The 9,182-nt window shown below is 60.4% G+C and carries 8 protein-coding genes; 3 read left to right on the plus strand and 5 right to left on the minus strand.

From position 1 onward, the window contains the following. Positions 1–145: 145 nt before the first annotated feature. A complete protein-coding gene (mfd, locus tag WCA53_RS08910; RefSeq protein WP_423908130.1) occupies positions 146–3,622 on the minus strand; it encodes a transcription-repair coupling factor in 3,477 nt (1,158 codons plus the stop codon). Between the two features lie 110 nt (positions 3,623–3,732). Here mfd and ispD point away from each other — a divergent pair, with 110 nt between their 5' ends. Both ispD and ispF read left to right on the plus strand, forming a co-directional pair. Next, a complete protein-coding gene (ispD, locus tag WCA53_RS08915; RefSeq protein WP_423908132.1) occupies positions 3,733–4,446 on the plus strand; it encodes a 2-C-methyl-D-erythritol 4-phosphate cytidylyltransferase in 714 nt (237 codons plus the stop codon). 80 nt (positions 4,447–4,526) lie between these two features. Then, a complete protein-coding gene (gene ispF / locus WCA53_RS08920; protein ID WP_423908134.1) occupies positions 4,527–5,018 on the plus strand; it encodes a 2-C-methyl-D-erythritol 2,4-cyclodiphosphate synthase in 492 nt (163 codons plus the stop codon). 44 nt (positions 5,019–5,062) lie between these two features. Here the strand turns inward: ispF and WCA53_RS08925 are convergent, their stop codons facing one another. From WCA53_RS08925 to WCA53_RS08940, 4 genes are all read right to left on the minus strand, one after another. After that, complete coding sequence (locus WCA53_RS08925) at positions 5,063–5,587, minus strand: carboxymuconolactone decarboxylase family protein (RefSeq protein ID WP_423908137.1); 525 nt, start codon at positions 5,585–5,587, stop codon at positions 5,063–5,065. Between the two features lie 130 nt (positions 5,588–5,717). Next, a complete protein-coding gene (locus WCA53_RS08930; RefSeq protein WP_423908139.1) occupies positions 5,718–6,266 on the minus strand; it encodes a peroxiredoxin in 549 nt (182 codons plus the stop codon). A 232-nt stretch (positions 6,267–6,498) separates the two neighbouring features. Then, entirely contained in the window at positions 6,499–7,233 is a 735-nt protein-coding gene (locus WCA53_RS08935) for a glutathione S-transferase (protein ID WP_423908141.1), read from the minus strand. A 141-nt stretch (positions 7,234–7,374) separates the two neighbouring features. Further along, positions 7,375–8,436, minus strand: a complete 1,062-nt coding sequence (locus WCA53_RS08940) for a YeiH family protein (protein WP_423908143.1) — start codon at positions 8,434–8,436, stop codon at positions 7,375–7,377. A 107-nt stretch (positions 8,437–8,543) separates the two neighbouring features. Between WCA53_RS08940 and WCA53_RS08945 the strand changes: the two genes are divergently transcribed. Continuing rightward, a partial coding sequence (locus WCA53_RS08945) for a LysR family transcriptional regulator (protein WP_423908145.1) occupies positions 8,544–9,182 on the plus strand: 639 nt, incomplete at its 3' end.

Consider the following 9,182-nt stretch of genomic DNA (forward strand, 5'->3'; position numbering starts at 1 on the left):
GCTAGCAGAAGGACTCAACGCTCTCCACACACTCGCCGCAAGCAGAACCACCCGAACCCTACCCCCGTCCTACCCCCGTCCTACCCCCGTCCTACCCCATTCCACCTCCAATCATACCCAAAAACACCGGCGCCGGACCGCCGTGTCAAAGCCTCGCTGGCGCCGGCTGCCTCACCGGTGCGCCCAGCGCCCGCAGGGTTTCCTTCACCGTCGAAATCCTCACGGCCAGATCCGGACTGCGCACTTCAATTCGAAGCTTGTCCTGACCCGCAAGCTTGATGTGCTTGTTCTTCTGCACCATCTCAATAATCTTCATGGCATCGACCGGTGGATTCGGGATGAACTGCAGCGAGATCATATGGTCCGCTGCATCGATCTTGAGAATACCCAACGGCTTGGCCGTGAGCCTCAACCTATGAGTCTCCACCAACGCGTGCGCCGGCGCCGGCAGCTTGCCGAACCGGTCCACAAGCTCCTCCAGAATCCCATCGATGGCATCGCTCGACTCGCAATTCGCCAGCCGTTTGTAAAGCGACAAGCGCTCCTGCACGTCGCCGCAATAATCGGCGGGCAGGATCGCCGGCGCGTGCAGGTTGATCTCGGTCGTGGCAGCAAGCGGCGCGTTCAGATCGGGCTCGCGACCCTCCTTCAACGCCTTCACCGCGTCGTTGAGCATGTCGGTGTAAAGCTGGAAACCAATCTCGGTGATCTCGCCCGATTGCTTATCGCCGAGCACTTCGCCCGTGCCGCGAATTTCCAGATCGTGCATCGCGAGATAGAAGCCCGAACCCAGTTCTTCCATCTGCTGGATCGCGTCCAGCCGCCGCTGTGCCTGCTTCGTCAGCGCGGCTGGATCATGCACGAGCAGGTACGCGTAGGCCTGATGGTGCGATCGTCCAACGCGCCCGCGCAATTGGTGCAACTGGGCAAGGCCGAATTTATCGGAGCGATGAATCAGGATCGTATTCGCGCTCGGCACGTCGATCCCGGTTTCGATAATCGTTGTACACAGCAGCACATTGGCCCGCTGGCCGACGAAATCACGCATCACCCGTTCGAGTTCGCGTTCGTGCATCTGTCCGTGAGCGACAGCAATGCGCGCCTCCGGCACCAGCGCTTCAAGCATCGCGCGCCGGTTTTCGATCGTTTCCACTTCGTTGTGCAGGAAATAAACCTGGCCGCCGCGCTTGAGCTCACGCAGCATCGCCTCGCGAATGACGCCATCCTCTTCGCGCCGCACAAAGGTCTTGATCGCCAGCCGCTTTTGCGGCGCCGTCGCGATTACCGAAAAGTCGCGCAAACCTTCCAGCGCCATGCCGAGCGTGCGCGGAATCGGCGTCGCGGTGAGCGTCAGGACATCGACTTCGGCGCGCAGCGCTTTCAGCGCCTCTTTCTGCCTGACGCCAAAGCGATGCTCTTCGTCGATGATCACCAGCCCCAGCCGCTTGAACACCACATCGTTCGAGAGCAGTTTGTGCGTCCCGATCACGATATCGATGGTGCCTGCATTGATCGCCTCGATCGACGCCGATACTTCCTTCGTGCTCTTGAAACGCGACAATTCCGCGATCTTCACGGGCCAGTCGGCGAAGCGGTCGGTGAACGTGTTCGTGTGCTGTTCGGCCAGCAACGTGGTCGGCGAGAGGATCGCGACCTGCTTGCCGCCGAGCACCGCGATAAACGCCGCGCGCAAAGCCACTTCGGTCTTGCCGAAACCTACGTCGCCGCAGACGAGACGGTCCATCGGCTTGCCGCTCGTCATATCGCCGATCACGGCGGTAATCGCTGCAGCCTGATCCGGCGTTTCCTCGAAGCCGAAACTTTCCGCGAATTTTGCGTAATCGCGTGCGTCAAGCGGGAAGGCGTGACCTTCGCGCGCGGCGCGGCGTGCGTACAAATTGAGCAGTTCGGCTGCGGTATCGCGGATTTGCTGCGCTGCCCGGCGCTTGGCCTTGTCCCACTGGCCGGAACCGAGCGCATGGAGCGGCGCGCTCTCGGGGTCCGCGCCGCTGTATCGCGAGATGACGTGCAACAGCGCGACCGGCACGTAGAGCTTGCTTTCGTTCTGATATTCCAGGTGCAGGAACTCGGTTTCGCCTTCGCCGAGATCCATCGACACCAAGCCCATGTAGCGCCCGATGCCATGCTGCGTATGCACGACCGGGTCGCCGATCTTGAGCTCGGAGAGGTCGCGCACCATCGAATCGACGTTGCTCGCCTGTTCCTGCCGGCGCCGTCCGGCACGGCGAGCGAGTGGACCGTAAAGCTCGGTTTCCGTGATGATCGACAGGGCTTCGCCCGGCAACGCGAAGCCGTTGGCCAAGGGCGCCACGCCGAGCGTGAACTTCGCTTCGCCCTCAAGCCATTGCTCGTAGTTGTCGTCGAGCGCGCCGCGCAGGCCGTTATCCGCGAGCAATTGCTGGATGGTCTCGCGCCGTCCCGCCGATTCGGTCGCCAGCAACACGCGATTGGGCGTCTGTTCAAGATAGTGACGCAGCGCGAGCAGCGGATCTTCAGCATGTCGATCAATCGCCAGGCCGGGCAGCGGCACCGCCCAGCCGCCTTCGGGCGTAGCGGGAAACTTGATCTGCGCGAAGGGTTTGGCGAAGGTGAAGAAGTCGTCGTCGGTGAGAAACAGGCGCTGCGGTTCGAGCAACGGACGCTCGCGGTCGTGCGAGAGAAAGTTGTAGCGCTGCTTCGTGTCGCTGGTGAAACGCTTGATGGCCGCGTCCATGTCGCCGACGAAAGCCAGTTGCGCGTCCTGAGGTAAATAGTGGAACAGCGTGGCGGTTTCGTCGAAGAAAAGCGGCAGGTAATACTCGATGCCCGCCGATGGCACCGCGTTGCCAATGTCCTTGTAGATCGACGAACGGCTCGGATCTCCTTCGAAAACCTCGCGCCAGCGGCTGCGGAAAGCGGTGCGCGCGGGTTCGTCGAACGGAAATTCGCGGCCTGGAAGAAGACGCACATCGCGCACGGGATACAGGCTGCGCTGCGTGTCGGGATCGAAGGCGCGGATGGAATCCACTTGATCGTCGAACAAATCGATCCGATACGGCAGCGGCGAGCCCATCGGAAAAAGATCGAGCAGCGACCCGCGCACGCAATATTCGCCCGGTCGCACGACCTGGCTTACGTGCTCGTAACCCGCGAGCGTCAACTGGCCCTTGAGTTTCGCTTCGTTCAACCGCTCGCCTTGGGTGAATTCGAAGGTGTACGCGGCCAGGAACGAGGCCGGCGGCATCCGATAAAGGGCCGTGGTCGCGGGCACCAGCAGGATGTCGCAGCGGCCTTCGCCCAGGTCATGCAACGTCGCGAGCCGCGCCGACACCAGATCCTGGTGCGGCGAAAACGTATCGTAAGGCAGCGTTTCCCAGTCCGGCAGCAGGCGCACTCGGGCGTCCGGCGCGAAGAACGGGATTTCGACGGCGAGGCGTTGCGAATCGACCGCGCTGGCACACATGACAACCAGCAACGGCACTTTTTCGCGGTAGGCAAGGTGATAGCGAGCCAGGGCGAGGGCGTCGGAGGAACCGGTGGCACCATCGAACGCAAACCGCTGACCGGCTTTGACAAGTGCGATAGGAGACGTTGACTGCGAACTGACGGCTTTTGAGGGCATAAAGTGTGCGGGGAACCGTTCGCGTGCGAAAGTGCACGCGGGACCGGCATGGTCGCGATGGTCCTATTATAAAATCCGGGCTTCACTTTTGACTTGGGCGATTTCAACTCGTGACTTCCCGCCTGTTTGCCCTGATTCCGTGCGCTGGTACTGGCAGCCGTTCCGGTGCACCGATGCCGAAGCAATACCAGACGGTCGGCCGTCATCCCATGCTGCGATACTCGCTCGCCGCCTTCGACGCCTGTTCCGAGTTTTCGCGGACTTTGGTGGTGCTCGCGCCGAACGACCATCATTTCGATGACCGTCGCTTCGCCGGCTTGCGCTTTGCCGTGCAACGCTGCGGCGGCGCCACGCGCCAGGAGTCGGTATTCAACGGTTTGAGCGCGCTGGCCGGTTTCGGCGCCCGCGACGACGACTGGGTTCTCGTCCACGACGCCGCGCGCCCAGGCATTACGCCGGCGATGATCCGCACGCTAGTCGCTGAACTGAAGGACGATCCGGTGGGCGGAATCCTGGCGCTGCCCGTCGCCGATACGCTCAAGCGCATTGAAGCTGACGGCGTCGCGCACGAGGAAGGGCGGATCGCGCGAACCGAGTCGCGCGACGGTTTGTGGCAGGCCCAGACGCCGCAGATGTTCCGCATCGGCATGTTGCGCGATGCGATCACGCGGGCGCGCCAGGACGGTCACGATCTCACCGACGAAGCCAGCGCGATCGAATGGATCGGCCATGCGCCGCGATTGATTCAGGGCAGCCTGGGCAACTTCAAGGTGACGTATCCCGAAGACTTCGCGCTTGCATCGGCGATGCTGGGCGGGTCTTGATGTTGGGCACGCCGTATCTTTTTGTTAGTTATGTCAGGCACGCTTTAACCAGATTCACCAGCTTCTAAAGAGGACTCTCGATGGACTTCAGGATCGGACAAGGGTACGACGTTCACCAACTGGTCGAAGGACGGCCGCTGATCATCGGCGGGGTGACCATTCCGTATGAGCGCGGGTTACTCGGCCATTCGGACGCGGACGTATTGCTGCACGCCATCACCGACGCACTGTTCGGCGCGGCCGCCATGGGCGACATAGGCCGTCATTTCCCCGATACCGCCCAGGAATTTGCCGGCGCCGACAGCCGCGTATTGCTGCGCGAGGCGTTTTCGCGGGTGTCGGAGGCGGGGTTCGCGATCATGAACATCGATTCGACGGTGATTGCGCAAGCACCGAAACTTGCGCCCCACATCGACGCGATCCGCGCAAACATTGCGGCCGATCTGGAGTTGCCTCTGAGCCGCGTGAACGTCAAGGCCAAGACGAACGAGAAGCTGGGTTATCTCGGGCGTGCCGAGGGTATCGAGGCGCAGGCGGCCGTGTTGCTGATGCGTACGGGCATCGACGCTTGAACCAACGCCGCGCCAGGCTTTCACGTGGCGTGGCGTTCAGGAAACTACTTGGTTTCAGCTTCGATCGAGAGCGCGGCCGCGGCGATCACCGCGGCGATCCGTCCGACATCGCGCAATTGCGTTGTGCTCATGCCTTCGCCTACCAGATTCTCGTAGTGCGATTTCACGCAGTAAGGGCATTTCCCGACAATCGATGCCGCCAGCGCGTACATCTCGAACTTGCGCTTTTCGACACCGCCGTGCGACGCATACGCGTTCATGCGCAACGCGGCCGGCTGGGTCTTGAGGTCGGCGTTATCGGCCATTTCCAGGTACGGATACCACACGTTGTTCATACCCATCAATGCGGCGGCGGTCAGCGCCGCGTTGGTTTCGTCCGGCGACAAGACGCCGGCTGAGCGGATGAGGTTGACGATTTTCGTGGCCTTCGCGGCGTAGGCGGCGGCAAGCGCGGCGCCCACGGCGTCCGTGCCCTCGAGCGATGAACGCGCGATCGTGCCGTCCACATTCAGGCGAATGTCCTTGGCGTAATCGGGGATGAGTTCTTTAATCGATGCGAGCAATTCCATCGAATTCTCCTGTGTTACCTGCGACATCAGTCTGCAACAAGAACCCGCCGGCTTGAACGTGACGCCATGGACGACCAGGGACATTTCAAGCGCGACGGGCTCGGGCACGGGCACGAGGCCCGCTGTCGCTTTACAAGGTAGCGCCGCCCACCGCGCGATTGCACGGGCAGAGCTCATCCGTTTGCAGGCCGTCGAGAATGCGCAGTACTTCTTCCGGGTTGCGGCCGACGTTCAGGTTGTTCACGGACACGTGCTGAATCACATTGTCTGGATCGACGATGAATGTTGCGCGCAGCGCCACGCCCGCTTCCTTGTCGCGTACGCCGAGCTGGTCGATCAGCTCGCCCTTTACATCGCCGAACGAATAGTGGTTCAGCTTGCTCAGATCCTTGTGTTCACGGCGCCATGCCAGCTTCACGAACTCGTTGTCGACGCTACCGCCCAGGAGCACGGCGTCGCGATCCGCGAAATCAGTCGCCAGTTTGCCGAACTCGACGATTTCCGTCGGGCAGACGAAGGTGAAGTCCTTTGGGTAGAAGTAGAGGATCTTCCATTTGCCCGGAAACGACTGTTCCGTGATTTCTTCGAACGCCGACAGGCCGTTTTCTTCGTGATTGTTGAAACCCGGCTTGGCTGCGGTAACGGTAAACGCTTCAACTTTATCGCCCACGGTCTTCATGTGAATGCTCCTGTGTTCGTTGAGAAGAAAACTCAGACTAGCGGATAGGTGTAACGGTCGTATGACGCGAGGTCTTGGGTTTTGGTTATGGTTATGGCCCGCGAAGCGTCCGCGTCGAACGAACTTCACTATAGTTCTATTAGTCTATGATTCCAATAGATTTTAACTAACTACTCGAATAGCTTTTGACGAATGGATTGATAGGATAGGACTTTCCTGGCCTCTCCCTCCTTCATGCGTCCTGATCCAGCTCCGGGTAGTGCCGAAAGATCCCGGATTCATTAAATGGAAGCCGGCGATCGGAATCGACATAAGCCGCGATCGCAGGCCGCTCGATCACCGCGTCGTGCAACGCCGCCACGCGCGGATATTGCTTGCTAAATTTCTTCATCGCACGCGGGAAGGCATAGTGCAGGCCTTCAACGACCTGGAAGATCGACAGGTCCACGTACGTGATCGCATCGCCGATTATCTGCGTGTCGCCGTGCGGGTTTTGCTTCAGCACACGCTCGAAATACCCGATGAATTTCGGCACCCGGTTTTCAATGAAGTCCTTCGATCGCGCCTTGGCAGCGTCCTTCTGGTCTTCGTAATAAAGGCTGGTCGCGATAGGGTGATGAGTGTCGTGGACTTCGGCCACCATGTCCGTGATCGTCAACTGAAGCCCGTGCGCCACGTATCTGAGGCCATCGTCCTTCGGCGCCAAACCCAGTTTCGGCCCGAGATACTGAAGAATGTTGGCAACGTGCGACACAATCAACTCGCCGTCTTTCAGGAACGGCGGCGCAAACGGAATGTGCGGCTCGATCTTGCTGTTAATGATCTTCAGCATGGCGCTGGTGCCTTGGCCGTCCTTCTTCGCGCCACGAGCAATGTCGACGTATGGAACGCCAGCATCCTCAAGCGCCAGCCGGACAAATTCGCCACGGCCCTGAATGCCGTCCCAGTAGTAAAGCTCGTACGCCATGGCTGATGTCCTCGAAGTAGGGAACGTGAAGGTACAAGCGCAGCAACGCGCGTGCCATTGTATGCACCATGCAAAAGCCCCGCAGGCGGCGGGGCTGGGGGCTGACGGAATTCTAGACAAGCAGCAAGTTTGAAACCGTTACTACCCGAGCAGGCGCTCGACGCCCACCGTTATCGCGAGTCCTCCTCCGATGAGCCACGCATACACGATGAATCCGGTAGCCAGCGCGCGCGGACCGGCCTGCCTGATCTGCGCGACCCGCGTTTCGATACCCAGTGCGGTCATCGCCATGGTCAACGCGAAAGTGTCGAGCGTGTTCATTGTATGAGTGGCGGTATCGGGCAGCACGTGCAGGGAATTCACGATGACGAGCGCGAGGAATCCTAGCGCGAACCAGGGAATGGCGAGTTTGCCCCTGGCTTCCCCTTGAGTCGCGCCGCGTGAACGGTTCACCCACACGCCGATGACCAGCAGCACGGGCACGAGCAGCATGACTCGCGTCATCTTGACGATAGTTGCAATGTGCGTCGCTTCCGGGCTGACGTTGCTGGCGGCGCCGACCACTTGCGCCACTTCATGGATCGTGCCGCCGAAGAAGAGGCCCACGCCGAGCGTGTCCAGATGCAGCCAGCCAAGATGCATGGCGAGCGGATACATGAACATGGAGAGTGTGCCGAACAGCACGACACTGCCGACTGCCATCGCGCTCTTATGGGGCTCGGATTGCAGTGTCGATTCGAACGCGAGCACGGCCGCCGCGCCGCAGATCGCGCTTCCCGCCGCTGTGAGCAACGCGGTATCGCGATCGAGTTTCATCAGCTTCATGCCAGCCCACGTGCCGATTGCCAGCGTACTGACGACTACCAGCACGGATACCGTCAGGCCCGGCAGACCGACTTGCGCGATTTCCTGCAGGCTCACGCGCAGCCCGAAAAAGCCGACAGCGATGCGCAATAGCTTTCGAGCCGAGAAATTCACGCCCGACGCCCAGCTTTGCGGCATGCCGTCTCGGAGCACGTTGCCATAGATCCCGCCCGCGATAATGCCGACGATCAGCGGACTCAAGCCGAGATTAGCGATGAACGGCAGCGCGGAAAGCTGCGTGACGGCGGCGGCGAACAACGCGACGAACAAAACGCCGTTCAATTGGCCACGCATCTGACCGGAGGGTTGCACTGCGATAGGGGTGGTCAAGGGAGTCATGATTTCTTCTGCTATTTATCGACGCCCTAATCCTATTCTCGATATATCGATATGAGAAATCGTCATTTAGAATGTAAAGTATCAGTCCAGCCGATATTTCATGAAACATGACCCCCGATCAACTTATAACGTTTTCGGCCGTGTCCGAGCACGGGAACATTAGCCGCGCGGCTATTGCGTTGCATTTATCGCAGCCGGCGGTATCGGGGCAATTGCGTCAGTTGCAGGACGAGTTTGGCGAACCGCTTTATCGGCGGGATGGCCGTGGCGTCAAGCTGACGGCGGCCGGTGAGCAACTCGCTGTCCATGCCGATCAAATGCGCGAGACGTTTGCCCGGGCGCATGTGTTTCGCAACGCGTTGCGGGGACTTGAGAGCGGCACGTTGAGGGTGGGCGCGAGCACCACGCCTGCCAGCTATTTGCTGCCTTATTTGATTGCGGAGTTTCATCGGCGGCATCCGGATGTGACGATTCAAACGATCGATGGCAACACCGGCGAGATCATCGCCGGGCTTGGATCGCTGGATATCGCGATGATTGAAGGGCCTGAGGGTCTCGACTTGCCGGCGGGAACCGGTGTTACGCCGTGGCTTGAGGATGAAATCGTCGTTATTGCGCCGCGCGGGCACCCTTTGGCGGCGATGGAGGGCGGTACTACGCTTGACGTTTTATGCGCTTATCCACTGGTGTTGCGTGAAGAAGGGTCTGGTGTGCGGCAACTGGTCGAACGCGCGTGCGCGCGCGCT

Origin of the sequence: Caballeronia sp. (genome assembly GCF_049581465.1) — a bacterium.
GTDB lineage: Bacteria > Pseudomonadota > Gammaproteobacteria > Burkholderiales > Burkholderiaceae > Caballeronia.

What these genes read in the sequence shown, in the direction of transcription:
- mfd (WP_423908130.1), bottom strand. Translation starts at nt 3,622, where the DNA reads ATGCCCTCAAAAGCCGTCAGTTCGCAGTCAACGTCTCCTATCGCACTT.
- ispF (WP_423908134.1), top strand. Translation starts at nt 4,527, where the DNA reads ATGGACTTCAGGATCGGACAAGGGTACGACGTTCACCAACTGGTCGAA.
- WCA53_RS08925 (WP_423908137.1), bottom strand. Translation starts at nt 5,587, where the DNA reads ATGGAATTGCTCGCATCGATTAAAGAACTCATCCCCGATTACGCCAAG.
- WCA53_RS08930 (WP_423908139.1), bottom strand. Translation starts at nt 6,266, where the DNA reads ATGAAGACCGTGGGCGATAAAGTTGAAGCGTTTACCGTTACCGCAGCC.
- WCA53_RS08935 (WP_423908141.1), bottom strand. Translation starts at nt 7,233, where the DNA reads ATGGCGTACGAGCTTTACTACTGGGACGGCATTCAGGGCCGTGGCGAA.
- WCA53_RS08940 (WP_423908143.1), bottom strand. Translation starts at nt 8,436, where the DNA reads ATGACTCCCTTGACCACCCCTATCGCAGTGCAACCCTCCGGTCAGATG.